Source organism: Actinoplanes sp. NPDC051851, from assembly GCF_040681165.1.
Taxonomy (GTDB): domain Bacteria; phylum Actinomycetota; class Actinomycetes; order Mycobacteriales; family Micromonosporaceae; genus Actinoplanes.
This window is the reverse complement of record NZ_JBFAYF010000004.1, coordinates 285,807-312,805: the sequence shown is the minus strand read 5'-3', so window position 1 is coordinate 312,805 and position 26,999 is coordinate 285,807. Positions and strand designations below refer to the sequence as shown.

16 protein-coding genes are annotated in these 26,999 nt (G+C 70.0%); 4 read left to right on the top strand and 12 right to left on the bottom strand.

Features of this window, described 5'->3' with window-relative positions:
* Nucleotides 1–279: 279 nt before the first annotated feature.
* From AB0M08_RS06805 to AB0M08_RS06795, 3 genes are read left to right on the top strand one after another with little or no spacing between them, the layout of a single operon-like run.
* Complete coding sequence (locus AB0M08_RS06805; protein WP_364489608.1) at nucleotides 280–1,095, top strand: hypothetical protein; 816 nt, start codon at nucleotides 280–282, stop codon at nucleotides 1,093–1,095.
* 40 nt (nucleotides 1,096–1,135) lie between these two features.
* Nucleotides 1,136–1,888 (top strand): DUF1778 domain-containing protein, encoded by a 753-nt coding sequence (locus tag AB0M08_RS06800; protein WP_364489605.1) that lies wholly within the window; start codon nucleotides 1,136–1,138, stop codon nucleotides 1,886–1,888.
* Nucleotides 1,889–1,890: 2 nt separating this feature from the next.
* Nucleotides 1,891–2,220: a hypothetical protein gene (locus AB0M08_RS06795; RefSeq protein WP_364489602.1), complete on the top strand. Its 330-nt coding sequence runs from the start codon at nucleotides 1,891–1,893 to the stop codon at nucleotides 2,218–2,220.
* 223 nt (nucleotides 2,221–2,443) lie between these two features.
* Here AB0M08_RS06795 and AB0M08_RS06790 read toward each other — a convergent pair whose 3' ends face one another.
* From AB0M08_RS06790 to AB0M08_RS06775, 4 genes are read right to left on the bottom strand one after another with little or no spacing between them, the layout of a single operon-like run.
* Nucleotides 2,444–3,499 (bottom strand): NADP-dependent oxidoreductase, encoded by a 1,056-nt coding sequence (locus AB0M08_RS06790; protein WP_364489599.1) that lies wholly within the window; start codon nucleotides 3,497–3,499, stop codon nucleotides 2,444–2,446.
* Nucleotides 3,500–3,502: 3 nt separating this feature from the next.
* Nucleotides 3,503–5,212, bottom strand: a complete 1,710-nt coding sequence (locus AB0M08_RS06785; protein WP_364489596.1) for an NAD(P)/FAD-dependent oxidoreductase — start codon at nucleotides 5,210–5,212, stop codon at nucleotides 3,503–3,505.
* Nucleotides 5,213–5,247: 35 nt separating this feature from the next.
* Nucleotides 5,248–14,544, bottom strand: coding sequence for an amino acid adenylation domain-containing protein (locus tag AB0M08_RS06780; RefSeq protein WP_364489593.1), 9,297 nt, complete (start codon nucleotides 14,542–14,544; stop codon nucleotides 5,248–5,250).
* A gap of 38 nt (nucleotides 14,545–14,582) precedes the next feature.
* Nucleotides 14,583–15,482 carry a sterol desaturase family protein gene (locus tag AB0M08_RS06775; RefSeq protein WP_364489590.1) on the bottom strand — a complete coding sequence of 300 codons (900 nt, stop codon included), beginning with the start codon at nucleotides 15,480–15,482 and terminating at the stop codon, nucleotides 14,583–14,585.
* A 672-nt stretch (nucleotides 15,483–16,154) separates the two neighbouring features.
* On the opposite strand from AB0M08_RS06775, the gene AB0M08_RS06770 reads away from it, so the two are divergent.
* Complete coding sequence (locus AB0M08_RS06770; protein WP_364489587.1) at nucleotides 16,155–16,340, top strand: hypothetical protein; 186 nt, start codon at nucleotides 16,155–16,157, stop codon at nucleotides 16,338–16,340.
* Between the two features lie 112 nt (nucleotides 16,341–16,452).
* Here the strand turns inward: AB0M08_RS06770 and AB0M08_RS06765 are convergent, their stop codons facing one another.
* The 8 genes from AB0M08_RS06765 to AB0M08_RS06730 form a co-directional block, all read right to left on the bottom strand.
* On the bottom strand, nucleotides 16,453–18,324 hold the full coding sequence (locus AB0M08_RS06765; protein WP_364489585.1) for an amino acid transporter: 1,872 nt from the start codon (nucleotides 18,322–18,324) through the stop codon (nucleotides 16,453–16,455).
* Between the two features lie 143 nt (nucleotides 18,325–18,467).
* Nucleotides 18,468–19,967: a substrate-binding domain-containing protein gene (locus tag AB0M08_RS06760; RefSeq protein ID WP_364489583.1), complete on the bottom strand. Its 1,500-nt coding sequence runs from the start codon at nucleotides 19,965–19,967 to the stop codon at nucleotides 18,468–18,470.
* Between the two features lie 162 nt (nucleotides 19,968–20,129).
* Nucleotides 20,130–20,930: a carbohydrate ABC transporter permease gene (locus AB0M08_RS06755; RefSeq protein ID WP_364489580.1), complete on the bottom strand. Its 801-nt coding sequence runs from the start codon at nucleotides 20,928–20,930 to the stop codon at nucleotides 20,130–20,132.
* Nucleotides 20,927–21,793 carry a sugar ABC transporter permease gene (locus tag AB0M08_RS06750; protein WP_364489577.1) on the bottom strand — a complete coding sequence of 289 codons (867 nt, stop codon included), beginning with the start codon at nucleotides 21,791–21,793 and terminating at the stop codon, nucleotides 20,927–20,929. The genes AB0M08_RS06755 and AB0M08_RS06750 overlap by 4 nt, the downstream gene beginning before the upstream one ends.
* Nucleotides 21,790–23,049 carry an extracellular solute-binding protein gene (locus AB0M08_RS06745; RefSeq protein ID WP_364489574.1) on the bottom strand — a complete coding sequence of 420 codons (1,260 nt, stop codon included), beginning with the start codon at nucleotides 23,047–23,049 and terminating at the stop codon, nucleotides 21,790–21,792. The genes AB0M08_RS06750 and AB0M08_RS06745 overlap by 4 nt, the downstream gene beginning before the upstream one ends.
* Nucleotides 23,050–23,064: 15 nt before the next feature.
* Nucleotides 23,065–24,153 (bottom strand): LLM class flavin-dependent oxidoreductase, encoded by a 1,089-nt coding sequence (locus tag AB0M08_RS06740; RefSeq protein WP_364489571.1) that lies wholly within the window; start codon nucleotides 24,151–24,153, stop codon nucleotides 23,065–23,067.
* A 63-nt stretch (nucleotides 24,154–24,216) separates the two neighbouring features.
* Complete coding sequence (locus AB0M08_RS06735; protein ID WP_364489568.1) at nucleotides 24,217–26,397, bottom strand: ATP-binding protein; 2,181 nt, start codon at nucleotides 26,395–26,397, stop codon at nucleotides 24,217–24,219.
* Between the two features lie 45 nt (nucleotides 26,398–26,442).
* Nucleotides 26,443–26,874 (bottom strand): response regulator, encoded by a 432-nt coding sequence (locus tag AB0M08_RS06730; RefSeq protein WP_364489565.1) that lies wholly within the window; start codon nucleotides 26,872–26,874, stop codon nucleotides 26,443–26,445.
* Nucleotides 26,875–26,999 lie beyond the last annotated feature (125 nt).

The window sequence follows — 26,999 nt, the reverse complement described above, 5'->3', positions numbered from 1 at the left end:
CCGCCCGCCGCCCGCCGCCCGCCGCCCGCCGCCCGCCGCCCGCGTGGCCGCGTGGCCGGGCCTGCCCGGACCGGCTGCCTGCCCGCTGCCGGTCCATCCCCTGCCGGTCCATCCCCTGCCTGTCTGACCAGGTTGCCCGGTGCCCATCCACCGCCGGGGTGGCCGGCGCGACGGGAGTGCCGGTTGCCGGTTAGCGTTGTTTCACCAGACACCGCCTTTACATGACTTTTGTGATCTATTGTCATCGCAAAAGCGGATATGTCGTCTGAATGTGCTCCGATGCGATATGACAGGGGTGACGTGCCGATCAGCTCGTATGCCGATCTGCCCGACGCGGTGCAGTCCGCGGTCGAGGCGGCCGTCGGGGCGCCCCGGGTGCTCCAACCGGCGCTCGGCGGGCCGGCCAGCACGGTCGCCTCGCGGCTGAGCACCGATCGCGGCGAGTTCTTCGTCAAGGCGGTCCCCGCCGGCCACCGGTCGGCCACCAGCCAGGAGCGCGAGGCAGAGATCTGCCGGCACGTCGGGGCGGTCGCGCCAGCGCTGATCACCCGGATCCTGGACCGGGGCTGGGACGTCCTGGTCTTCGAGGCGATCGAGGGCCGGCACGCCGACTATGCGCCCGGTTCACCCGACCTCTCGCTGGTCGCCGACCTGATCGCTCGGGTCGGCGAGATCCCGGTGCCGGAGATCCCGCTGCGCCGGGCGGAGGAGCGACTGCGGGCGTACGCCGACCCGGCCCGGCTGCACCACTTCGCCGGTGACACGCTCCTGCACACCGACCTGAACAACGTCAACGTGATCGTCGGCGGCGGCCGGGCCCGGCTCGTCGACTGGGCCTGGGCGACCCGCGGCGCACCCTGGCTGGACGCGGCATACTGGGTGGTCTGGCTGATCGCTGCCGGTCACGCACCCGAGTCGGCGGAGCAGTGGGCAGCCGAGATCCCGGCCTTCGCCGCAGCCCCGGAAGCCGGGGTGACCGCGTTCGCGGTGGCCACCGCCCGCCTCTGGCAGGCCGTCGACACCGCCAACCCGGACTCCTGGACGCTACGCCTCTCCGACGCCTCCCAGTCCTGGTGCCGCTTCCGCGCCGTCTAGCCGGGTCCTCACCCGGGCGTCGGCCGATAGCCTTCGGTCGATGAAGGGGAAGGCTCGGCGTATGGCCGAATTCCTCTATATCGCACGGGTGCGCCGTGTTGTCCGGGCGCGTTTCGCCCCGATCGGTGACCTACCAACCGCCGCACAACCGCCGTGGAGGTGGCCGATGGCGACAAAGACCGAGCGCATCGAGATGCGGACAGATCGTGATAGTGGGGCGAAGATCGCCCAGGCGGCTGAGCGGGAGCAGAAGTCGGTTTCCGCGTTCGTGCTGAACGCGGCGACGTCGGCGGCCGACCGTGTGCCGGCTCGCAGCGAGCACACCATCATGCCGGCGGAACAGTTCGACGCGCTTCTTCAGTCGCTGGAGGAACCCGCTGCCGCTCCGGCGTTGAGCAGACTGGCTCGCAGGGAACGGAGCATCGCGTGGTGCGCTTGGCGGACGTGTTGGAGTTCCAGGCACGCAGGGAACGCCGGCGGGCGGGCCGCCGCCGTATTGCCGACGCGGTTCAGGCCGCAGACCTTCCCTACTGAGCGCGGCGATCCCGACGGCCAGAATCTTCGTCGATACCAACGTGTTGTTCCCGTTCTCGGTCATGGATCTCATGCTGGCCCTGACCGAGGACGGCGTGCACGATGTGATGTGGTCCCAGGCGCTGCTCGCCGAGTGGGAGCGGGTCATCGTCCGGGCACAGCGTCGGTCTGCCGCCTCGGCTGCGGCGATCACCTCTGCGATTCGCGAGTATTTCGCCGACGGCGAGGTGTCCGCCCGAGTCTGCCTACATCCATCTGATCGTGCAGATACCGGGCAAGGACCCCGACGATCGGGTGCATATGGCGGCTGCCATTGCCGGTCGCGCCACTGCGATCGTGACCTGGAATCTTGCTGATTTTCCCGCCGAGGCGCTGGCGCCTCATGGAGTCCGAGTGTGCACGCCGGACGACTACCTGCGCGATCTGTTCGAGGCATGGCCAGGCGAGATGCTCGACACCGTGGTTCGGTTGGCTGGAGAGAAGCGTCGCCCGCCGCTGACTCCGGCGGACTTGGCCGACTCGTTGTCCAAAGCCGGCATCCCGGCGTTCGCTCAGCGACTACAGGCGATGCTGGCGGACTTGGATGGCTGAGATGCCCGATCTTGCTTCGGGAGGTGTGAGATCTGACTGCGCAGGACGGGCCGGAGCCACTCAAGAACCTCAAGGATTGCCGCCGCTTGAACCGCCCTGCTCCCGGCGGGATTTCAACCTGCGCTACGCCAAACCGCTGAATCGGACGAAGGAAAGTCGGAGATATCCTGGATGCGCACCTCACATGTGGTGGACGTGAGGTGCGCATCCAGGACGGCGGCGATCAGATTTCCACCAGGACCTTGCCGCGGTTGCCGGAACGGTCCACGTAGAGGCTCTGATACGCGGCCGGTATCTCGTCGAACCCGCGATAGACGGTCTGCCGGTAGTTCAGCTCGCCGCGGCGGATCAGGCCGCCGAGTTCGTCGCGCATGGCCGTGAGATTCTCCTCGGTGAACCACTCGTGGGCGAAGATCCCGCGGATCGTGGTGCGCGGCTGCATGATGTACGGCAGCAGGCGCGGGCCGACGTAGTCCCGGTTCACCTGGGTCGCCCACTGCCAGCAGACGGCGACCTGGCTGTGCACCGTGAGCATGCTGAAGACCACGTCGGTGATCGTGCCGCCCAGGTTGTCGAAGTATCTGTCGACGCCGTCCGGCGCGGCCTTGAGCAGTTCCGCGCGTACCTGGGCCGGGTCGTCGCCGAGCCGGTACGGTACGACGGCGTCGAAACCCAGCTCGGTCAGGAAAGCGGCCTTCACCGGTGCCGACGTCGTGCCCACCACCCGGGCCCCGGCCCGCTTCGCGAGCTGGCCGACCAGCGTGCCGACCGCGCCCGACGCGCCGCTGATCACCAGGGTGTCGCCCGGCCGGATCGTCATGAAGTGGGCCAGTGTGCCCCAGGCGGTGATGCCCGGACCGCCCATGATGCCGAGGGCGGTCGACACCGGCAGGACCTCGTCGTAATGGGCCGGGCTCAGTAGGCGGTACGCCGGGAACACCATGGGGAACGACTCGCCCTGCCAGAGCACCTCGCCGCCGGTGCCGATGACGTGACTGCGCCAGCCGCCGTAACCCTGGACCAGGTCGCCGACCGCGAAGGCGGCGTCCGGCCCGGCCTCGACCACCTCCATGATCGAGTCGGCGACCATGTGCTCACCGATCGGGGTCTCCAGGGCGAGCCCGTGCAGGTAGGGGTCGACCGACACGTACCTGGTCCGGAACAGCATCTCGTCGTCGCGGAGCGCGACCGGCACGTCCTCGGTGACCTTCTCGTAGATCTTCTCGGCGTCCGGCAGCCCGTCGAGGTGCGCGCGGACGACCCACTTGTCGATCTCCATGTGTCAGGCTCCTTGCCGGATGAGGGCGGTCGCCGGCCGGTCCGGCGCGGGCACGGGCACCACGATCTGCGTGGGCTCGGGGGCGTTCTCGTCGATGCCGGCCGTGAACGGCCGGCCGTCGTCGCGGCAGATGAACTGGACGACGTGCCGCCCGCTGGCGGCGGCGCGGATCAGGCCGCCGATCGTGGTCCAGACGCCGGAGAGGTAGAAGTTGGACAGGCCGGGCAGCACCGGGCCGTTTCGCTCCAGTTCCTTCTCCATCGTCTCGCCGCCGTCGACGAACGGCAGCCAACCGGCGATCGATCCGTCGTAGTTCGCGGTGTAGCGAATCTGGGTCAGCGGCGTGGAGACGTCGTAGGTGACGATGGAGTCGGCCAGCCCGGGGAAGCGCCGGTCCAACAGCTCGATCAGCGTGTCCCGGATCTGGCGTTTGGCCGTGTAGTAGGCCCGTCCGCGGCGGACCCGCAGGGTGTGCAGCTTCTCGCCCTTCCGGACGCGGCTGGCCTGTTCCGGGCCGTCGGCCAGGTTCCGCCAGGTGGCGGTGTCGGAGAAGTAGGTCACGAAGACGACAGCGGTCTGCTCCGGCGAGTGCTCGGGATAGTGCCTGCTGCGGAACTGCACGTTGATGCTCGGGTGCGCGCCCATGCCGACCAGCCCGGCGGACTCCTCCTCGGTCAGCAGGTGCGTGGTGCACGGGTCCTCGTCGGGGAAGGGCCGGTTGAGGGCGAAGAAGGCGCTGACGTAGCCGGGGTAGGTCTGGCCCGGCTCGTCGATCGTCTCCTCGTACAGCCGCCGGTAGGTCTCGTTGAGGTAGCGGCCCTTCAGCATCCGGGTGACCGCGGTGTGCCCGTCGCAGGCGGCGACCACGATGTCCGCGTGGTATTCGCGCCCGTCGCTGAGTCGGACGCCCGCCGCCCGGTCGTCCTCGACCAGGATCTCCTCCACCTTCGCGTTGTACGTGATCTCGCCGCCGAGCCGCTGGTAGCGGCGTTCGATCGAGCGGGCCAACTCCAGTGATCCTCCCTCCGGCACTCCGGCGGTGAGTCCGGCGTGCGCGCCGAGCTGGAAGTAGAACGGCAGCAGCGGGAACGCGGGGTGGCGTTCGTAGAGGATGAAGTTGAACGCCTCGCGCAGCAGCGGATCCTTGAACCGCGCCGAGTAGTCGGTCATCAAGGTGGTGAGGGACTTGCGCACGGTGTTCCAGTAGGGCAGGAAGACGGCGAGCATCCGCCAGCGCTCCAGCCGGCCCATCAAACCCGGGGGCTTGAGGAACGGGTACGCGTTGAGCAGCTTCCTGAACGTTCGCACCCCGGAGCAGAACTCGCGGATCAGACGCGCGTCGTCTGGGGAGTGCTCCAGCAGGTGCGCCTCCAGCCGGTCGGGGTCGGAGTAGAAGTAGACGGTGCGGCCGTCCCGCCCGCGCACGTTGTTGAACGTCTCGAAGTTGCGCATCTGCTTGCCCTGCAACGCGCCGAGTTCGAGCCAGATCTGGTACATGTCGTTGCCCGGCCCGCTGCCCAGCAGCCAGCTCACGCACCAGTCGAAGGTGAACCTCCCCTGGTCCCAGGAGGTGCAGCAGCCGCCGGGAATCTCATGCATTTCCAGGATGTGCGTCCGGTACCCGTTCATCTGCGCGTAGCAGCCGGTGGCGAGGCCGGCGAGACCGCCACCGACGATGATCATCGTTTCCCGCTGGGAAACCTGTTCTGACATGTGCGTCGACATCCCCTCGATGTGTGAGCAGGTGGTCAGCTGGGAGCGCCCAGAACCTCGCGGATCAGGGCGGCGTTGCGTGCCGCGTGCTCCTGGTCGAGCATCTCGGCGTGCGCGCCGGACCCGGCCAGCAACGCGTCCCGGCGGGCTGACGCGCCGGTCCAGCTCCCGCGCTCGCCGGCCGCGTAGAACGCGGTCTTGTCCCGGTCGCTGAGGACGGTCACCGTCGCCTTGACGGTTCCGGTGTTCGGCGTTCGGCTGCAGAACTCGATGTATTCCCGGGCCTGCGCACGGGTTTCCCGGGCGACGATCTCCGACCCGGTGTGCCGGCGCAGGTGCTCGGCCAGTTCCCGCTCGAACGCCGCGAACTCGTCCGGTCCGAACTCGAACGTCTCCGCGATGCGGTACGAGTCGACGATGATCACGTCGCGGACGACCCGGCCCCGGCCCTCCAGCTCCTTCGCCACCTCGAAGGCCAGGTTGCCGCCGAGCGAGTAGCCGAGGAGCAGACAGGAACCCGCCGGTTGGAGGTGCTCTATCAGGTCCGCGTAGCGGGCCACCTTGTCGTCCCCGGCCAGGTAGTTGAGCCCGACGATCCGCCACTCCGGGAGCTGCGCCGCGAACTGGCGGTACACCAGCCCGTGTCCGCCGGCCGGCGGGAAGCAGAACAGCGCCGGGCCGGCGTCCGGGTTGAAGGTCAGGTAGGGCTGCCCGCCGCTGAGCCGGCCGGTGACGATCTGCTCGACCGTGCCGGCCATGCCGCGCAACGTGGTGATCCGGAACAGCCGGCTCACCTGGATCTCGATGTTGAACTCCTGGCGGAGCCGGTAGATCAACTCGACGAGCTTGATCGAGGTGCCGCCGGCCTCGAAGAAGTCCAGCCGCAGATCGGGCTCGCAGCCGAGCATCGCGCGCCAGTGCTCGGCCATTCGTACCTCGTAGAGCGTGACCGGCGGTTCCGGGTCACCGGTGCCGGCCTCCGGGCGCGGTGCCGGGAGCGCAGCCACGTCGACCTTGCCGTTCGGGGTCAGCGGCAGCGCGTCCAGCGCCGTCAGATAGGCCGGGATCATGAAGGTCGGCAGCCGTTCGGCGAGCCACCGGCGCAGGTCCCGGGCGTCGGGCGCGGTCCCGTCGGCCGGGACCCAATAGGTGGAGAGCGCGGGCTCGCCGGCGGCGTCCGGGCGCACCACGACCACCGCCTCCGCCACCTCAGGCCGGCTCAGCAGGTGCGACTCCACCTCGCCGGTCTCGATCCGGTGGCCGCGCACCTTGACCTGGTTGTCGGTCCGGCCCAGCAGGTGCAGCACCCCGCCGGCGTCCCACCGGCCCATGTCCCCGGTGCGGTAGAGCCGCAGCGCGGCGGCGTCCGGGCGCCGGCTCAGCGTCCGGGTGACGAAGCGCCGCGCGGTCTGCTCCTCGTCGCCCGGATAGCCGGCCGCCACGCCGTCCCCGCCGACCCAGACCTCACCGGGTACGCCGGGCGGGACAGGCTCGCCGTGCCGGTCGAGCAGGTAGACCGCGCTGTTCGGGAACGGCCGGCCGATCGGCACCATCCGGCCGGGCTCCAGCCCGTCCGCCGGGCCCTCGAAATATGTGCTGTCGATGGTCGCCTCGGTCAGCCCGTACGAGTTGACCACCCGGGTGCCGGTCCCGCAGATCGCGCGCAGCCGCTCGTACTCCTCCGCCTTCCAGACGTCCGAGCCCACCACCAGCAGCCGCATGAAGTCCAGCCGCAGCCCGTCCCGTTCGCAGTGGGCGAGCAGGCCGCGAACGACCGCGGGAACGAACTCGCCGCAGTCCACCCGCTCCTCGGTCATCGTGCGGTACAGGCGGCCGGTGTCGAGCAGCAGGTTTCGGTCGGCGAGCACCAGGGTGCCGCCGGAGCAGAGCGCGCGCGCCAGGTCGCCGGTGAAGACGTCGAACGCGACGCCGGCCATCTGCAGGTGCACGCGGACCGCTGAGTCCAGGGCGTACTCGGCGCGCCAGCCCGCGTACACGGCGGCCAGATTGCCGTGCGTGACCCGGACCGGTTTCGGCGCGCCGGTCGACCCGGAGGTGTAGATGATGTAGGCCGGGTCGTCGAGTGTCACCCGTACCCCGAGATCGGCCTGTGGCTCCGCGTCCGACTGCGTCAGCAGCGCCGTCACGTCCAGCACGTCGCAGGATGCCCCGGTCAAGCCTGCCCGGCCGGTGTCGTCGGCGAGCACCACCGCCGCGCCGGCGTTGTCCACCAGATATGCGAGGCGTTCCGGCGGATATCCGGGGTCCAGCGGCAGGTAGCAGCCGCCGGCCCGGAGGACGGCGAGAATCGACGTGATCAGGTCCGCGGACTTCTCCTGGCAGAGCGCGACCACGGCACCGTCCCTGACCCCGAGGCGCCGCAGCCGGTGCGCGAGCGCGCGGGACCGGCGTTCGAGCGCCGCGTAGGTCAGCCGGTGTGCCGAGCCGGACTCGGCCGGCAAGACCACCGCGTCAGCGTCCGGCCGTGCTGTGGCCGCCGCGACGATCAGCTCGTGCACCGGCGAGTCGTATGCGGCCCGGTGACCGGCGCCGCTCCACTCGGTGAGCATCCGCTCGCGCTCGTCGTCGGCTAGCAACTCCAGCCTGGCGATCGGGGTGTCCGCGGTCGCGGCCGTCAGCGAGTCGAGCAGCCGCACGTAGTGCCGGGAGAGCCGCTGGATCGTGTCCGGCAGGAAGAGGTCGGTGTTGTATTTGAACACGCAGTGGAAGCGCTGGTCGGCCTCCTCCTCGTAGACCGACAGGGTTAGGTCGAACTGGCCCTCCTCCTCCGGCAGTTCGATGTATTCCAGCCGGTAGCCGTACTTCTCTGTCGCCACCTTGTGGGTGAGCAGGATGAACATCGCCTGGAAGACCGCCGACCGGCTCGGGTCGTGTTGCAGCCCGAGCTGTTCCACCAGCAGCACGAACGGATACTCCTGGTTGTCCAGTCCGTTGAGGACGGTCTCGCGCACCTGGGCCAGTAGCTCGCCGAGAGCCGGGTCGCCGGCCAGGTTCGCCCGCAACGGCAGCGGGTTGACGAAGTAGCCGTAGACCGACCCGAACTCCTCCCGGGTGCGCCCGGTCACCGGGCTGCCCACGATGACGTCGTCCTGCCCGCTGTAGCGGTGCAGCAGCAGGTAGTAGGCGGAGAGCAGCACCATGAACGGGGTGACGTTGTGCTCCCGGGCGGTGGCGTGCACCCGTGCGCTGAGCTCCGGGTCGAGCGTGAAGAATTCGGACGCGCCGTGGTGGGTCTGCACGGCGGGCCGGGGGCGATCCGTGGTCAGTTGGAGGGCCGGTATCTCGGCCGGCAGGTGCGCGGTCCAGTAGTCCAGCGAGCGCTTCGCCTGCGGGCTCGCCAGGAACCGGTTCTGCCAGTTGAGAAAGTCCAGATAGGACGACGGTACGGCGGGCAGCGCCACGGTCTCGCCGCGCCGCAGCCCTTCGTAGATCGCGAGCAGCTCCTCGATGAACGTGAACGTGGAGATGGCGTCCGAGATGATGTGGTGGACGGCCTTCATGATGATCCAGCGGTCCTCGCCCCGCCGGAACAGCCGGAACCGCAGCAGCGGATCGTGCTCCAGGTCGTACGGACGCCGGTACTCCCGGATGATCGCCTGGTAGACGTCGTCCCACTCCTCGCCGCGGACGTCGAACAGCTCCAGGTCAGCCCGGGGCTCCGCCGAGACACGCTGGACCGGCCGGCCGTCCTCGATCAGGAAGTTCGCCCGCAGGCTCGGGTGCCGGGCGATCAGCACCCGCACCGCCTCGAACATGAGGTCCGGCTCGATCGCGACGCGGACCTCGACCGCTCCCCCGATGTTGTAGGCGAAGCCGTCCGGGTCCAGCTGCTTGAGGAACCACAGCGCGTTCTGGTTCTGGGTGAGCGGATATCGTGCCTCGTCGGTGTGGACCGGCACGTCCGACGTGGTGACGTCGCCGGCGTCCAGCACGTCAAGCAGGCCGTCGTGCACCTGCCCGATCAGGGCGGCCACCGAGACGCCGCTGAGCAGCGCGACCACCGGGAGTGCGACGTGCAGTTCGGCCGAGATCCGGGCTCGCAGCTCCATGGCGAGCAGCGAGTCGAGACCGAGCGCGGTGACACCGGCCGACGAGTCGACCGTCTCGGCGGGGGTCCGGAGTACGTCGGCGACCACCGCGATGAACCGCTCGCTCAGCAACCGCTGCCGTTCTTCCTCACCGGCGTCCCGGAACTCCTCCAGGAAGCCGCTGTGCGCGGCGTCCCCCGGCGGCGTGGCGACGGCGGCCAGCTCGGTCGCCAGCGCGGGCGGCCGGTCGTACCAGGCGAGGAAGGTGGGCCAGTTGACCACCGTCGCCACCACGAGCTGCGCGCGGCTCTCACCGGCGACCCGTTCCAGCACCGCCATGCCGGCGCTGGGGGACAGCGAGCTCATGCCACGGTTGTTCCGGTAGTGGTCGACCAGGCCCAGCTCCTCGATCATGCCGGTCGCCCACGGCCCCCAGTCCAGGCTCAACGCCGGGCGGCCGGTGGCCCGCCGATGGTGGGCCAGCGCGTCTAGGAACGCGTTGCCGGCCGCGTAGTTCGCCTGGCCGGCCGTGGTCAGCAGCGAGGCGATCGACGCGAACAGCACGAAGTGGTCCAGCGGCTCGTCGCGCAGGTGCCGGTGCAGCAGGTAGGCGCCGGCCACCTTCGGGTCGTAGGCGGCACCGAACGCCTCCCGGTCCATCCGCTCGACGCGGACGTCCCGGACCTGGCCGGCGAGGTGGAACACGCCGCGGATCGGTGCGGACCGCCGCCGCCGGTAATCGTCCAGCCAGCCGGTCAGCGCACCCTCGTCGGTGACGTCCACCCGGGCCACGAGTGGCTGGCAGCCGAGCGTCTCCAACTCGGTCAGGAACGCGATCCGGTCCCGGGTCGCGTCGTCCCACCCGGGCTCGTCCCACCGGTCACGGTGTGGCACCGGCGTGCGCCCGGCCAGGACGAGCCGCCGCGCGCCGCGACGCACCAGGGTCCGGCAGAGCAGCCGGCCGAGCGCGCCGAAAGCGCCGGTGACCAGGTAGGCGCCGTCCGGCCGGAGCCGCAACGGCAGTGGGCGGTACAGGTTCGCCGCCGGCCGCAGCCGGCAGGTGAACCGGTCCGCGCCGCGCAGCGCGATCTCGTCCTCGTCGTCGTGGGCGAATTCCCGCCACAGCGCCGCGGCCTCCGCCCGGCGGTCCGGGTCCGGAGTGCCGAGGTCCACGATCTTCCCGCGGTGGCCGGGCAGCTCCTGATCCCGCAGGACCCGGGCGACACCCCAGGCGGGCGCGCCGGCCGGCTGTGCCACGCCGGAGCCGTCCACCGCCTGGCTGCCCCGCGTCACGACGTGCAGCCGGCCGCCGGTCTCCCCGCCGGACAGCGCCTGGGCCAGCGCGACCAGGGAGTAGGCGCCGAGATCGCCGCAGCCAACCAGGTCCGCGGCGGTGAGGTGGCCGAAGTCCGGCAGGTCCAGGTTCCACAGGTGGAGGATGTGGTCGCCGCTCCCGGTGAGGACGCGCCGCAGGTCGTCGGCGGAGTCGGGCCGTACCGTCGAGCGGCCCTCGCCGTCGGTGTGGAACGCGGTGCCCGGCCGAACCAGGTGGCACTGCTCGCCGTGCGCCGTGGCCAGGGTGGCGAACTCCTCCGCCAGGCCGCCGGCATCGGCCAGGATCAGCCACCGCCGCCCGGTCGGCCCTGCGTCCGCGGCCCGCTCCGGAAGCGGCGGAAGCGGCAGCCAGGCCGGCTCGGCCAGCCAGCCGTCGATCGTGCCGATGCTGACCGCCGCCGACGCCTTCTCTACGTCGGCGGCCCGGAACCCACGGATCGTGCCGACCGGCGTGCCGTCCCCGGCGTATACCGTGAGGTCGCCGACGATCTCGTCGGTGTCCCGCCGGGTGATCGTGGCGTGCACCCACAGCTCCCGGTCGCCGAACGTGTCGAGTGAGACCTCACCGATGGCGAGCGGCAGCCGGATGCCGTGCCGGTCGTCGTCTCCGCCGGTCTCCAGCAGTTGCGGGGCGAGCAGAGTCTGGAAGGCGGCGTCGAGGAGCGCCGGGTGGGCGTGGAATTCCGCTGCGCCACCGTTCAGCGCGGCCGGTGGCTGGAGCCGGGCCAGCGCCTCGTCCGGCCCGATCCACACCTCGGCGATGGCCTGGAACGCCGGGCCGTACCCGTATCCCTGCGCGGCGAGCCGGGTGTAGCAGTCCACGGAGTCCAGGCGCAGCGCGGCGCGGCCGCGGATCGCCGCCACGTCCAGCGGCGGGGCGTCCCCGTGCGGCCAGCCGGCGGTCAGCGCCCCGGTCGCGTGCACGGCGGGCTCGGCGAGGTCGGCGGTGAGCGATGCCACCGTGAAACTCCCGTCCTCCGCGGTGACTGTCGTCTGCACGGTCCGGGTGTCGCCGCCGGTGAGGAAGAGCGCTTTGCGCAGCTCGATGCCGGTCAGCGTGGTCCCGGCCCCACCGGTGACGGCGCGGGCCGCCTGCGCCGCCATCTCGATGTATCCGGCGGCGGGGAAGACGACATTGCCCTGGATGCGGTGATCGTCGAGGTAGGGCGCCGACTCGGTGTCCAGTTTGGCCTCCCATGCCGGATTCGCGGTGGAGAGCCGTCGGCCGAGCAGTGGATGGTCGCGCCGGCCGAGCCGGATTTGGGCCACCGGCGCCGGCTCCACCCAGTAGCGATCGGTCTTGAACGGGTACGGCGGAAGGGGCACCTGGACCCCGGTGGGCTGGAGAACGTCCCACTCGATCGGGAAGCCCTCGTTGAACAGCACGGCGAGCGTCATGATCATCCGCTCCGGCTCGTTCTCGGTGCGCCGGATCGACGGCAGGGTCTGCCCCTGCACGTCGCGATTCGCCAGGCACTCCTGGATCGAGTGAGCCAGCACCGGGTGTGGGCCGATCTCGAGGAAGAGCCGGTAGCCGTCGCCGATCAGCCGGTCGGCCGCGGCGCTGAACCGGACGGTGTCCCGCACGTTGCGCCACCAGTACCCGGCGTCGAGTTCCGGGCCGTCCGCCACGCCGTCCGTGCCGGTCAGGTAGAGCGGGACCCGGGCCCGCCTCGGGGTCAGCCCGGCGAGCGAGGAGAGCAGCTCGTCCTTGATCGCCTCCATCCGGGCGCTGTGGTACGGCACCCGCACGGCGAGGAACTTCGCGAAGGTCTGCTCGGCCGTCAGCTTCTCGGCGAGGTCGGCGAGCGCGTCCTCGTCACCGGCGAGCGTGACGGCGCCGGGGCTGTTGACCGCGGCCACCGAGATCGCATCGCCATAGGGCAGCACCCGCTGCCGCGCCTCGGGCTCGGTCAGGCCGACCGCGAGCATGGTTCCGGTGCCGACCAGCTTCTGCTGGAGCCGGCTACGGTGGACGACCACACGCACCGCGTCCTCCAGCGAGTACACGCCGGCCTCGTAGAACGCCGCCACCTCGCCCGTGCTGTGCCCGACGATCGCGTCCGGCTCGATGCCGTATCCGCGCCACAGGGCGGCGAGACCGATCTGGACCGCGAAGTTTGCCGGCTGGGCCAGCCACGTCTCCGCCATGTTCGAGTCGACCTCGTCGGCGTTCAGCTCGTCGATCAGCGACCATCCGGTGAGTCTGCGGAACACCCAGTCGCACCGTTCGACGGTGGCCCGGTAGACCGGCTCGGTCTCGAACAGTTGCCGGCCCATCGCCCACCACTGCGGGCCCATGCCGGTGAACACCCACACCAGGCGGCGGTCGGCCGGGTCGCGGCGCTGGCCGGTCAGCACTCTGGGGTGCGGCTCGTCGCGGCCGTAGGCGGCCAGCGCCTCGTCCAGCGACTCGCGCGATGAGTAGACGACCGACAACCGGGAATCGTGATGCTGCCGCCGGTGGGACAGCGTGTGGCCGAGATCGGCCGGCGCGACGTCGCCACCGGTCAGCTCCGCGTGGATGCCGGCGGCGAGCCGCGGCAGCACGGCCGGGTCGCGGGCGGTCAGCGGCAGGATCGTGTGGCTCGGCGGCGCGGGCACGGTGGCGGGGTCCACCGCGGCTGGCTCCGGCGCCTCCTCCAGGAGCACGTGTGCGTTGGTGCCGCCGAACCCGAACGAGTTGACCCCGGCCCGAGCCGGTCCGGTGTGTGCCGGCCAGGGAGTCGGCTCGGTGGGGATCGCGAACGACAGGGATGCCTCGTCGATGGCGGGGTTGACCTGATCGAGGTTGATGTGCGGCGGGATGATCCGGTGCTTGAGCGCCAGCGCGGTCTTGATCAGACCGGCGACTCCCGCGGCCGACTCGGTGTGCCCGATATTCGTCTTGACCGAGCCCACATAGCACCGCTCGCCCGGCGTGCGGCCGATCGCCAGGGCGCGGCTGAGCGCGTTCGCCTCGATCGGGTCACCGACCGGGGTGGAGGTGCCGTGCGCCTCGATGTATTGCAGGCTGCCGGGCGACACCCCCGCCTCGGCGCAGACCCGCTCGATCAGCGACGTCTGGGCGTCCGCGTTCGGGACCGTGATGCCGTTGGTGCGCCCGTCCTGGTTGACGCCGCTGCTGGCGATCACGGCGTAGATGGGGTCGCCGTCGCGCACCGCGTCGGACAGCCGCTTCAACGCGACGACTCCGACCCCCTCCGCGCGGACATAGCCGTTCGCGGACGCGTCGAACGTGCGCGACAGGCCCTCCGGCGAGAGGAAACCGCCCTTGGTCTCGGCGATCGTGTATTGCGGGGTCAGGTGCAGCAACGTGCCGCCGGCCAGCGCGATCTGGCTCTCGCCGCGCAGCAGGCTCTGCCGGGCCAGATGCACGGCCACCAGCGACGAACTGCACGCCGTGTCGATCGACAGGCTCGGCCCGCGGAAGTCGAAGCAGTGGGAGAGGCGGTTGGAGACCATCGTCATCATGGTCCCGGTCGCGGTGTGTGCCGCCAGCGTCTCGAAGCTGAGGTCGGCGAACTGGAGGATCTTGTAGTCCAGGGTGAAGGCACCGATGAAGACGCCGACGTCCGTACCGGCCAGCTCGCCCGGGATCTGCCCCCCGTCCTCCAGCGCCTCCCAGGCGACCTCCAGCAACTTGCGCTGCTGCGGGTCCATGTGCTCGGCCTCGCGCGGGCTGATTCCGAAGAAGGCGGGGTCGAACTCGGCCACACCGTCGATATAGCCGCCCCGTCCGCCGACCAGCCGGCCCGGCTTGGCCTTGTCCCGGCTGCCGAGCGTGCGTACGTCGTACCGGTCCGCGGGAGTCTCGGTGATGCAGTCCTTGCCATTGACCAGGTTGCGCCAGAACGACCGGTGGTCCGAGGCGCCGCCGGGCAGCCGGCAGCCGATGCCGACGATGGCGATCTTCTCCGGGGATGCGGTGTCGAGGAAGTGCCTCATCGCTCATTCCTTGGGGTCAGGTGAGATTGACGGGTGGCTCAGTAGCGGCGGTCGCCGCGGAGGGGGTGCAGCAGCGTCGCGCGGATCTCGCCGACCGGTGGGAACGAGCCCGGGTCGGTCACTCCGATGGCGGTCGGCCGACGGCCCGGCCGCCAGGTGAAACTGCCGAAGAGCTGGTCCCAGATGGACAGGTCGGAGCCGAAGTTGCCGGCCTCCGCCAGATCTGTGCTGTGGTGCAGCCGGTGCTGCTCCGGGCTGGCCAGGACGTGATTCAGCCAGCCGATCCGCACGTCGATGTTGGCGTGGGTGAAGTAGCCCTGCACGACCACGAACAGGCCGACGAGGAAGACGGACGGCTCGGAGAAGCCGGCGAACGCGAGCGACAGCTGCACCACGCCCTGGGCCAGCACGATGTCGAAGATGTGCGAGACGCCGTTGTTGCCGACGTTGACCTTGTCGGGCAGATGATGGATCCCGTGCAGTTTCCACAGCCAGCTGTTCGTGTGGCCGAGTCGGTGCATCACATAGCTGCCCAATGAGCCGGCGAGCAGGGCGAGTGGGACCTCGGCGGCCAGCGGCAGCGCCGGTTCGGCTGTCGCCACCGCCGCCACCAGCCACGACACCAGAAGCTGGGCGATGCCGCCGCCGAGCAGGGTGAGCAGGAAATAGATCCCGTACCAGCGCCACTCCCGTCGGCTCGGGTGCCAGGACCGGTCGTACGGGATGATTCGCTCGAGGATCGCGAAGTAGGTCAGCGTGCCGAACAGGAACGCGAAGTTGGCGATGCCGAGGTCCCATCCGAGCCGCGGGCCCGCCATGCCGACCACCGCCATGGCCACGAGGAGCGCCGGGTAGGCCAGCACGCGCAGACTCGCCCGGGTCACGGAGGCGCGCATCGACGCGGCGGGTTCGGGGTTGCTGTGGGTGGTGATGTCCATTTCGCCTCCACTGACAGATATAAATGAAAAATTGCAGTCAGGGGTGCCTTTCGATTGCCGCGGACGGGCGCTCCTGGTAGGAGTTTCGTGCAGCGTCACGGATGTATCGAAGTTGCGATTGTTGCCGTAGTGCGCATTTCTATCGCGCCGGGCGAGAGGGCTTCCGCGCTCACCATGTATGAGCGGTGCCATATCTGGGGGTGACGGTGAGGCGACACACAGTCAACCGCACCCCTTGTCAAGATCGGAATAGGCGCTTTCGTGGAAAGCGGAGTGATGAGACTAACACTCTTGTCCATCTTGAAGTACTGCAGGAGCATTGTGACCTACCTGCTTATCCTGTATAACGCGGAGCTCTTTAGTGGATCTTCCGGTATGGGGGGGTCGATGGACCGGGTGCGGGTGTCGGATCGCTATGCACCCCCTCTGTTCGGGGGATGGAAATCCCATATAAAAACCTCCGCGAAGTGCCATTGGCTGTGCCGAGTTATCTGACTAAGCTGAGATTGATCGATAACCATGCGTAACCGCGACGCGTCCCCGTGGAGGAAGCGCCATGACCGTCGAGGATCAGGCCGCCGCACTCGACTTCCGTTCCGTCAGCGCACGCCGCTGGAGCCGCCGGAGGAGTGGGAGCGCCTGCGTTCCGGCCGCCCCGTCGCCCACGTCCGCATGCCCAGCGGTGACGAGGCCCTGCTCCTCACCCGTTACGACGACGTCCGCGCGCTGCTCACCGACCCGCGCTTCGACCGCGAACTGAGCCGGCCGGGGGCCGCGAAGATCGGCGACTCGGAGTCCGGCGGTGTGTTCAACGAGGGCGGCACCAAGGCGGACATCAACACCGGCCCAGCCACCTGAGCCGGCGCCGCCTGGTCGGCAAGATGTTCGGGCTGCTGCTGACCCTCACGATCGGCCTCGGGCGCACGTGTACCTGCGACCGACGGAGGAGAAGGTCGTGGATGGTGGCGGGTCAGCCGACGTGGATGTGGGGGCGGCGGTCGCGGCGGGGCTCGGCCTGGCGGATCATCTCGCGGGTGACCGGGGCGACCTCGCCCTGGCCGAGGATCAGGTAGCGGGCGAAGTTCGTCACCGGGTTGCCCTCGGTCCACTCGAAGTAGATGTGCGGTCGCCGCTTCGTGGTGTCCCGGATCCAGATCAGCAGGGCGGCCAGCGCGCTCGGCACCGAGGAACTCTCCACGCTGAGTACCCGGTAGCGGTGGTGCAGCACCTCGCCGCGCAGGTGCAGGGCGGTCTCGAAGTCCGACGCGTCGACGACGGTGACCTCGACGAAGAGGATGTCCCGCTGGTCGGCCATGTCGTTGTCGGCGATGATCTGGGCGAGCTTGTCGGAGTACTCGCGGGCGTCCCGGCGATCCGGCTCGTTGGCGACCAGCCGGATCTGGCGGTGGCCGAGCTCCTCCAGGAACCGTTCGGCCGCCGGGTCCGCATCGATCGTGGTGACCCGCAGCTCGAACGCCCGGAAGACCCGGGAGAGCAGGGAGACGGCGAGGATCCCGGCGATGAAGCAGGCCGCGATCTTCACGCCGTCCGGGCGCTCGACCACGTTCGCGGCGGTGGTGTACGCGAAGACCGCGGTGATCACGCCGAACGCCCAGGCCCGTCCGCGCTGACGGCGGCGCCGGGCGGAGAGGGTCACGGCGGTCGCGGCGCTGGTGATCAGGACGAGGACGCCGGTGGCGTACGCGCCGCCCTGCGCGTCCACGTCCGCGTCGAATATCCAGGTGATCAGGAACGCGGTGCCCGTGAAGACCAGGACCAGCGGCCGCACGGCGCGGGCCCAGGCCGGGGCCATGCCGAACTTCGGGAGGTAGCGCGGCACCAGGTTGAGCATGCCGGCCATCGCGCTGGCACCGGCGAACCAGAGGATCGCGATCGTCGAGACGTCGTAGACGCTGCCGAACGCGCTGCCCAGGTTCTGGTGCGCCAGGTACGCCAGGGCCCGGCCGTTCGCCGCCCCGCCCTCCGCGAACGCGGACGCCGGGATCAGGATCGTGGTGGCGAGCGAACTGGTCAGCAGGAAGACGCTCATGATCCCGGCGGCCACGGTGAGCAGCCGTTTCCCGCCACGGATCCGCCGTTCCAGGTCGCCCTCGATGTGCGGGATGACGGCCACCCCGGTCTCGAACCCGGAGAGCCCGAGGGCGAGCTTGGGGAAGACCAGCAGGGCGATCGCCACCATCGCCACCGGGTCGCCGTGCTGGGTGGTGAGCGCGGTGGTCCAGTCGCCGACCGTGTGCGGATGGGTGGCCACCCGCCACAGCGCGTCCCCGACCACGATCACGTTCAGTCCGAGGTAGACGCCGACCAACCCGACCGCGATCCCGATCGCTTCGGTGAACCCCTTCAGGAACACCCCGCCGAGCAGCGCGATCAGCGCCAGCGTCACCACCACCTCGTGGCCGTGCCAGGCGGTGGGCCAGTACGGGTTCTCGTCGATGTGCGCGGTCGCGTCCGCCGCGGAGAGCGTGATCGTGATGATGAAGTCGGTCGCCGCGAACCCGAGCAGCACCAGGACGAAGAGCTTCCCCTTCCAGAACGGCAGCAGCCGGACGAGCATCGCGATCGACCCCTCGCCGTGCGGGCTGTCCCGCGCCACCCGGCGGTAGACCGGCAGCGCCCCGAGGAGCGTGACCAGCACGAGCACCAGTGTGGCCAGCGGCGACAGTGCACCGGCGGCGAGCGCGGCGATGCCGGGCTGGTAGCCGAGCGTGGAGAAGTAGTCCACTCCGGTCAAACACATCACCTTCCACCAGGCGTGCCGCTTCTCGGACTCCTGGCTCTTCTCCCCTTGCAGCAGCCACTCACGCAGCGCGGTCGTCATCGCGTTCCTTCCGGCGTCACCCCTGGCCGGTATCTGCCGCGCCGCGGAAAATCCTGTCACCGATGGCCGGGACCGGCCGTTAAAAAAACGTCAACGTTCCGGCGGCGGCGTTCCGGCGGCGTTCCGACGGCGGACGGCGGCGGTCAGACGGGCTGGCAGCGGGCGGGGTTGGCGAGCTCGGGGCAGGGGCGCAGGCCGTGCGAGCGGAGGATGTCGGCGCCGACCTGATTGGTGAGGAAGCGCAGGAAGCTGGCGTTCAGGGAGCGGGCGTCGACATCGGCGAACGTGTACGCGTACTCGGTCTCCCAGAACGGGTAGAGGCCCGCCTCCGCCTGCTCCAGGGTGGGCGCGTGGTCGTCGATGCGGACGGCTGTCACGCCTGCGGTGTCCGTGACCGCTCCCACCTCGCCGTACCCGATGGAGCCCTTGGTCTTGGAGACCTCACTCACGAGCTTCTCCGTGTCACTGACCTCGCAGATGTACGGTTTGCCGGCCCACTCGGCGGACTCCCCGTTGGGACAGTTGGCGACCGTGTAGCGCGCCTCCTCGGTGTGCAGGACGCGATCCTTGAACGCCGCCCGCGTCCCCGAGTCCGGATGCCGGGTGATGATCCGGATCGGCAGGTCCGCGCCGCCCACCTGCTTCCAGTCGGTGATCCTCCCGGCGTAGATGTCGCGGATCTGCGCGGCGGTCAGGTCCGCGACGCCGGCGTCCGCGTCGACGGCGAGGGCGAAGAGGAAGAAGCTCATCGGGCGTCCGACCAGGTACGGCATCGCGCCCTCCGGCTTCCTCCCGTCCGCGAAGGCGACGTACGCCGAGGGCGTGGACTGCAGGTCCTCCATCTTCTCCAGGCCCTCACCGCTGCCCGCCATCGCGAACGAGAAGGACGCGCCGGGACAGATGCCGGTGTACGCGTCCGCCGCCTCCTCGACGATCGGCTTGAAGGCGGTGGAGCCGAGGACGGTGAGGTGCCCGGAGGCGCAGTCGAGCGGGGTGCTGGTGTCGGTGCGCAGGAAGATGACCAGCTGTGCGGCCATCAGTACGACCAGGAAGCCGATCAGGGCGAGCACCGAGCGCGGCGTGCCGGTCCGGCTCTGCGTCTTGCGGGTGGAGCCGAATCGCAGCCCGCCGTGCATGATCGGCTCGCTCGGCTCGTCCTTGTGCCGCGGGTCGATCTCGCCGCCGTCGAGCAGGGCGAGCACCTTGAAGTGCTGACCCGGTTTCAGCTCGACCCGGGGGATCTCGATGGTCCCGCCCCGGACCTTCTCCTTCTCGTCGGTGTGCGATCCGCGCAGTTCGCTGAAGTTGGAGTCCAGGGAGTCGTCGCTGAGCGAGGTGATCACCACGCCGACCACCTCGCGGCCGGGGAAGACGAACCGGAAACCCCAGTCCTTCTTCCGGCTCTGGTGCTTGTAGTCGTCCTCGGCCACGTCGGTGAAACCGTCGTTCTCGATGCGCAGCAGGGTCAGCGACGGCCGGTCCAGAGGGCCGCCGGTGCGGTCCCGGATCCCCTGGAAGGCCTGCACCAGCTCGTCGTCGAGGTCGGCCACGTTGGTCATGAACGTGTTCAGCTGGACGCGATAGCCGAGACGCTTGCGTCCCTTGAGGACGAACTCGTAGAGCGCCGCGACGATGGGGACCATGACACCGAGCGCCGCGAGACCGACGCTCCACCAGAATTCGATGACCGCCTCCGAAACCCACTGTCTCCGAAACCCACTGTTGAAGGACTTCGATGCTAGGTACGCCGGTCAAGCGAAAGAGCTGGTCAGGGCAAGGATTCAGGGAATGTTAACGGGGTGTCCTCATCCCTTGACGGCGCCGGCGGTGATGCCGGCGACGAAGTGGCGCTGCAGGAAGGCGTACGCGAGGACCATCGGCAGGGAGGCGACCACCACGCCGGTGAAGAGCAGCGGGTAGTCGGTGAGGTACTCGCCCTGGAAGTCGAGCAGGGCCAGCGGCAGCGTGCGCTTCGACGGATCGTCGATGAAGAGCAGCGGGTAGAGCAGGTCGTTCCAGTGCATCACGACCAGGAAGATGCCGGTGGCGGCGAGCGACGGGTACGAGACCGGGACGGTGATCCGCCGGTACACCGCCCAGAGCCCGGCGCCGTCGATCTCGGCGGCCTCGTAGAGCTCGGCGGGGAGCGTCTTCATGAACCCGGCCAGGATGAAGACCGCCACCGGCAGCGTCACCACGATGTTGATCAGCATCAGGCCGGTCAGGCTGTTGCGCAGGCCGAGCCGGTCGAACTGCACGTACTGCGGGATCATCACGGCCTGGGCGGGCACCGCGAGGCCGACGGCGAAGATGCCGTAGAGGATCCGGGACGGCCAGCGGGGCAGCCGGGCCACGGCGTACGCGACGAGGCTCCCGAGCAGCAGGGTGACCGGCACCGAGACGCCGACCACCAGCAGGCTGTTGCCGAGCACGCCGAGCAGGTCCTCCTTGGTGAGCACGGTGGCGTAGTTGTCCAGCGTCGGACGGGTGGGCAGGCCGAACGGCGCGGCGAACAGGTCGGTGGTGGTCTTGAAGCTGCCGCCCACGATGACCAGGAGCGGTACCACGATCAGCAGGGCGTAGACGCCGAGGAGGAGTCGTCTCACCCGTGGACCATCCTCGCGGCTCGGTTCTGCAGGAAGGTCACCAGCGCGATGGCGACCATGAAGACGATCGACTCCGCGGCGGCGTACCCCAGCTGGGAGTTGGCGAACGTCGCGTAGATCCGGGTGGCCAGCACGTCCAGGCCGGACCGCGGCGGGTTGCCGGCCAGTCCGAGGATCAGATCGAAGGCCTTGAAAGACTGGAGCGTCGTGTACGCGATCACCAGGGCCGTCGCGGGCGCCACCATCGGCCAGGTGACGTGCCGGAACTGCTGCCAGCGCCCGGCGCCGTCGGTCTTCGCCGCGTCGTAGAGCTCGTCCGGGATCTGGTTGATCCCGGCGATGTAGATGACCATCATCTGCCCGGCGTGGAACCAGATCTGCGCCACCGCCACCCAGAGGATCGCGGTGCCCTCGTCGCCCAGGAACGCCGACTGATAGTGATCCAGCCCGACCGCCCGGAGCAGCGCGTTGGCCAGCCCGAAGTTCGGGTCGTAGACGAACTTCCAGATGAAGGCGACCGAGACGGAGGAGAGCACGGTCGGCAGGAAGAAGAGTGCCCGCAGCCACGTCGTTCCCCTGTTGCGTACGGCGAGGAGCACCGCGAGCAGCAGGGCGAGCGCGGTCTGCCCGAGGACCACGACCAGCAGGAACTTCAGGTTGTTGGTGAGCGCGTTCCGGAACAGGTCGTCGTCGCTCACCACGTCGGTCAGGTTCGCCAGGCCGACCGACTGGAACGTCGCGCTGTAACCGTCCCAGTCGGTGGTGGCGTACCGCAGACCCTGTACGGCGGGCAGCAGGAAGAACCCGCCGTACAGGACCAGTGCCGGCAACGCGAAGAGCAGCAGGGGGAGCCGGGACCTCATCGCTTCTGGTCGACGACCTTCTGGGCGGCCTCGGCGGCTTCCTCGGGTGACGTGCCGCCGACCACCGCGACGGTGGCGTTCTCCACCGCGCCGCGGACGTCCAGGTTGCTGAACTGGAAGCGGGGCGCGAGCGCGGTCTTCTTGGTCAGCCACGGCGCGAGCGCCTTGAGGTCGGCGTTGGTGTACTCGACGTCCTTGACCGTGACGTGCTGCGCGGTGCCGTTGGCGTAGACGCCCGCGACCGCCGGGTCGGAGAGGTGGTCGAGCCAGGCCTGCGCCGCCTCCTGCTTCCCGGACTTGGTGTTCACGCCGAGGATGAAGGTCGCGTTGAAGACGCCCTCGTACTTGGCCTTGTCGGCGGTGGTGGTGATCGGCGAGAGCAGGTCGAGGCCGAAGGTGGCGCCGAGCTTGCGGACGCCGGAGACCTGGAACGAGCCGGTGGCGAGCAGGCCGGCCTTCCCCTGGGCGAAGAGCGCGAGCGCCGCGTCGCTGCCGGTCCCGGTCGCGCCGGTCTGGAAGTAGGGCGCGAGCTGCTGGTACTGCTTCAGCACGGTGAGGAACCAGTCGTCGGTCACCCTCGCCTCACCGGTCTCGATCTTGCCGAGCGCGTCGTCGGTGGGCGCGTTGTTGACCACCATCACGTTGAGCAGCTGACCGGCGTTGGCCGAGTCGCCGCCGGGCCAGGCGATCGGCGTGACGCCCTTGCCCTTGAACGCCTCGAGCAGGGCGAGGAAGCCGTCCCAGTCCTTCGGCGCCTCGGTGACCCCGGCCTTGGCCAGCAGGTCGGTGTTGACCAGCGGGGTGTTGAAGACCAGCTGGTACGGCAGGCCGAGCTGCTTGCCGTCCTGCGCACCCGCGGTGATCAGCTCCGGCTGGTACTCGGCGACCAGGTCCCTACCGGTGAGGTCCGTCCAGAGCCCGGCCTTGCCGATCTCCAGGAACTGCGCTCCGCGGAACGCGGTGAAGGCGTCACCCACCGAGCCGCCGCGCAGCTTCTGCAGTTCGGTGCTCTGGTAGTCGGCGGAGGCGGTGATGTCCTGCCGGACGGTGACGCCGGAGTTCTTCTTCTGGAAGTCGGTGATGATCTGGGCGAAGACGTCCTTGTCCTCGGCCCGCCAGTGGGCGAAGGAGAGCTCTCCTCCGTCGTCCTTCGTCGCGGAGTCGGAGCCGCCCGGTCCGGCGCAGGCGGCCAGGAGGGAGGCGGCGCCGGTGCCGGCGGCGAGGCGCAGCAGGCCCCGTCGGGAGAGGCTGGTCATGGCGTATGGCTCCTTTTAGGAAGCGAGAAGGCCGCGACGCCGCAGCTCGGGCACGAGGCCCTCACCGGCGTGGTAGGCCTCTTCGAGATGCGGGTAACCGGAGAGGATGAACTCGTCGATGCCGAGCTCGTGGTATTCGGCGATGCGGTCGGCGACCTCGGTGTGGCTGCCGACCAGCGCGGTGCCGGCGCCGGGCCGGACCAGGCCGACGCCCGCCCAGAGGTTGGGATAGATCTCCAGCGCGTCGAGCTTGCCGCCGTGCAGGTCGAGCATCCGCTGCTGACCGACCGAGTCGGCCTTGCGCAGAGACGACTGGGCCGTGGCGATCTGCTCGGGGGTGAGGGCGTCCAGCATGGACTGGGCGACCCGCCAGGCCTCCTCGGAGGTGTCCCGGGTGATCACGTGCAGCCGGATGCCGAAGCGGATCTCCCGAGAGGTCAGTGCCCGCACCGCGGCGATCTTCTCGGCCACGGCGGCGGGCGGCTCTCCCCACGTCAGATAGACGTCGGCGTGGTCCGCGGCGACCTGGAGGGCGGCGGGGGAGGAGCCTCCGAAGTAGATCGGCGGCGGCGTGAACGCGCGTGGGGCGAGGGCCCCGGCCACCCTGTAATGCGAACCCTCGAAGTCGTACGGCCCCTGCCACGCCCCGCGCAGCACGCTGAGGAACTCGCCGGTCCGCGCGTACCGCTGGTCCTTGTCCAGCCAGTCGCCGAAGCGCTGCTGCTCGGCCGCGTCGCTGCCGGTGACGATGTTGAGCATCAGCCGGCCCCGGGAGATCCGCTGGAACGTGGCGGCCATCTGCGCGGCGAGCGTGGGGGAGAGCGACCCGGGCCGGAACGCCACCAGGAAGCGCAGCGTGCCGGTCTCCCGCGCGATCGCGGCGGTGGTCAGCCAGGCGTCCTCGCACCAGGTGCCCGTCGGGGTGAGCACGCCGGTGAACCCGGTGCGCTCGGCGGCGCGGGCGACGTCCACCAGATAGTCGATGTCCGGCTCGCGGAGCGACGCACCGTCGGTGTGCGTGCTGCGGCCGCCGCGGTCGTCGACGCCCACGATGGACCGGCTGTCACCGGTGGTGGGCAGGAACCAATGCAGAACGACGGGCATGCGCGAGATATTTGCACATCTCCTATAGATCAACAAGGGTTGTCTTAGGATGTGTGCACGTGCTCATACAACCCCCGACAGGGATGATTCGGTCGTCGTCCTTTCGTCGACGGAGGAGGCGGCGTGCAGGGTGAACGAGAAGATGGTGCCGCCGCCCGGGTTCGGTTCGGCCTCGATGTGCCCGCCGTGCCGCTCCACGATCCGCCGGCAGATCGCCAGCCCGAGACCGGTGCCCTGGTGCGCCCTCCCGTTGCTGGCCCGGTGGAAACTGTCGAAGACCGCGGCGTGCTCGCCGTCCGGGATGCCGATGCCGCGGTCCGCGACGCGGACCCGGACCACGCCGTCCCCGCCGGTCCGCGCGGTGATGTCGATCCGCGGCGCCCGCCCCGGCGGGGTGTACTTGATCGCGTTGCCGACCAGGTTGTCGATCACCTGCCGCAGCAGCACCGGGTCGGCGCGGACCGCGGGGAGCGGCCCGACGAAGACGTCCGGCCGGGTGCCGGGCTCCTCCTCCGGCGCGTCGGTACGCGTCGTCACCACCTCGTCCACCAGCGCCCGCAGGTCGACGTCGTCCTCCCGCAGCGTGGCGTCCCGGGCCGCCGCGTAGTCGAGTAGCTCGGTGATCAGCCGCTGCATCCGCTCGGCGCCGCTGATCACCTTGCCGGTGCCGCGGCGGGCCTGCTCCAGCGCCTGCGGACCGGCGCCCGCGGCGATCTCCTCGACCGCCTCGGCGACGATCTCGGCGTAACCGCGTACCGAGGTGAGCGGTGATTTGAGATCGTGCGCCACCACGCCGGCGAACCCGCGCAGCTCGGTCTCCACGTGTTTGCGCTCGGTGATGTCGTGGAAGACCGCCACCGCGCCGGGGCGGCCGCCGAGCTCGACCGGCCGGGCCGAGACGCTGATCACCCGCCCCTCCGGGAACGCCGGGTTGCGGACCACCATCTCCACCTGGTCGCTGCACTCCCCGGCCAGGGCCCGGATCAGCGGCATCTCACCGACCGGGAACGCGGTGACCCCGTCCGGGCGGAACAGCCCGAAGTGGTTCTGCCAGGTCTCGATCGGATCGTCGGTCTCGGTCTGTCCGAGAATGGTCCGTGCGGCCGGGTTCTGCATGAGGAACGCGCCATCCGCGTCGACCACGCCGACGCCGTCGCTGATGCTGTCCAGAACCGCCTGCAGCAGCATCGCCTGGCGCCGGGTCTCCGACTCGCTGGCCCGCAGCTCTCCGGTGGCCGCCCGCACCTGCGCGCGTGCCTTCTCGCCGCGCGTGGTGAGCACCCAGACCAGCACGGTGAGCAGCGCGCTCAGGCTCAGCCCGCCGCCGGCCACCGCGGGTGGCAGGCCGCTGTGCGCGCCGGGCAGATGGGCCCGGCAGGCAGCCAGCCGCAGCGTCCAAGTCGAGTCGGCCACCTGGACGGCGGCCTGGCGATGCAGGTCGGCCCGTTCCCCGGCGTCGGTGTGCAGGCTGGCCACGGTGACGTCCAGATCGCGGGAGTTGTCCGCGACCAAGCTCAGGTCGAGCAGGCCCTGACCGGTTTCGGCCAGGGTGTCACCCATGAAGTCCTGACCCCGGACGCCGAGCACCAGCCAGCCCAGGAAGGTCTGCTTGATCTCCCGGTAGACCGGCGCGACCAGCACGAACGAGTTCTGCCGCTGACTCGCGGGCAGCACCTGGTCGGTGATCAGCTGATAGGTGTCGGAGACCGCGATCTGCCGGCTGCGGCGGGCCTCGGCGAGGGCGGCCGCCGGCGCCGTCGCCTGCATCAGATCAAGACCGAGATTCCGGGTACGGCCGTCGAGCGCCGCGCTGAAGACCGAGAACGCGTGTTCCCCGGTCCCCTTCGGGTTCAGCGTGAGGTTCGGTACCCCGAGTCCCCGGTACGTCCGTTGCACCCGGGACACGTCGTCGTCGCCCGCCGGGACGACCAGCGCGATCGACGTGGCCCCGGCCAGGCCCATCGAGAACAGCGGTGTGGTGATCGTCCCGAACTCGGTGGCGGTCATCGTCTCCTGCGCGCCGGTGGCCGCCGCCGTGATCCGCAGGGTGTCCAGATAGCGGCGGGTCTCCGCACGGACCGCGGTCGCCGCGGCGGCGGTCCGCCGGTCCATCTGGGTCTCGCCGGCGGCCACCTCCTCCCGGCGGAGCAGCGCGCAGACGCCGAGCGTCACGACCGAGCCGACCACGGCGACCAGCGCGCTGATCGCGGTGGCCCGGCCGAGCGCCCCACGCCTCAGCTTCACAGACGTCTTATCGGAGGGCGGGGCGCCCGGCTGAACGGGCCGCGGTCAGGCGTGCGGCAGCAGCCACCCGACCCGGCGTACCAGATCGGCGGTGTTCAGCGGCTTGGCCAGGTACTCCTCGGCCCCGGAGACGAACGCGAGGTCGATGTCGGTGGCACTGGCCACGCCGCTGAGCATGATCACCGGAATGGTCGCGGTGGCCGGGTCGGCGTGCATCTTGTAGCAGACGCTCAGACCGTCCAGGCCGGGCATCATGATGTCGAGGACCACCAGGTCCGGGCGGCTCTCGCCGACCACGGTGAGCGCCGTGCAGCCGTCGGCCGCGGTGATCGTGCGGTAACCCGCCATCTCCAGCTTGAAGCTGACCAGGTCACGGACGCCCTCGTCGTCGTCGACGACAAGGATCGTGCGGCCCGGAGCGGCCGGCACGGCGAGGGTGTGCAGGAGGGCGGGAGCGGTGTCGAGGACGGCCGTCATGCTGGCTCCTTCTCGTTTCTCTCGGTGAAGGTTCGTGCGAGGTGCCCTGAGCAATCGCCCGTCCTGCGGTGCCGATGAGCAGAAGGACGGTTGCACGCCGGGTGCGACTCACCCCGCGCGGTGCG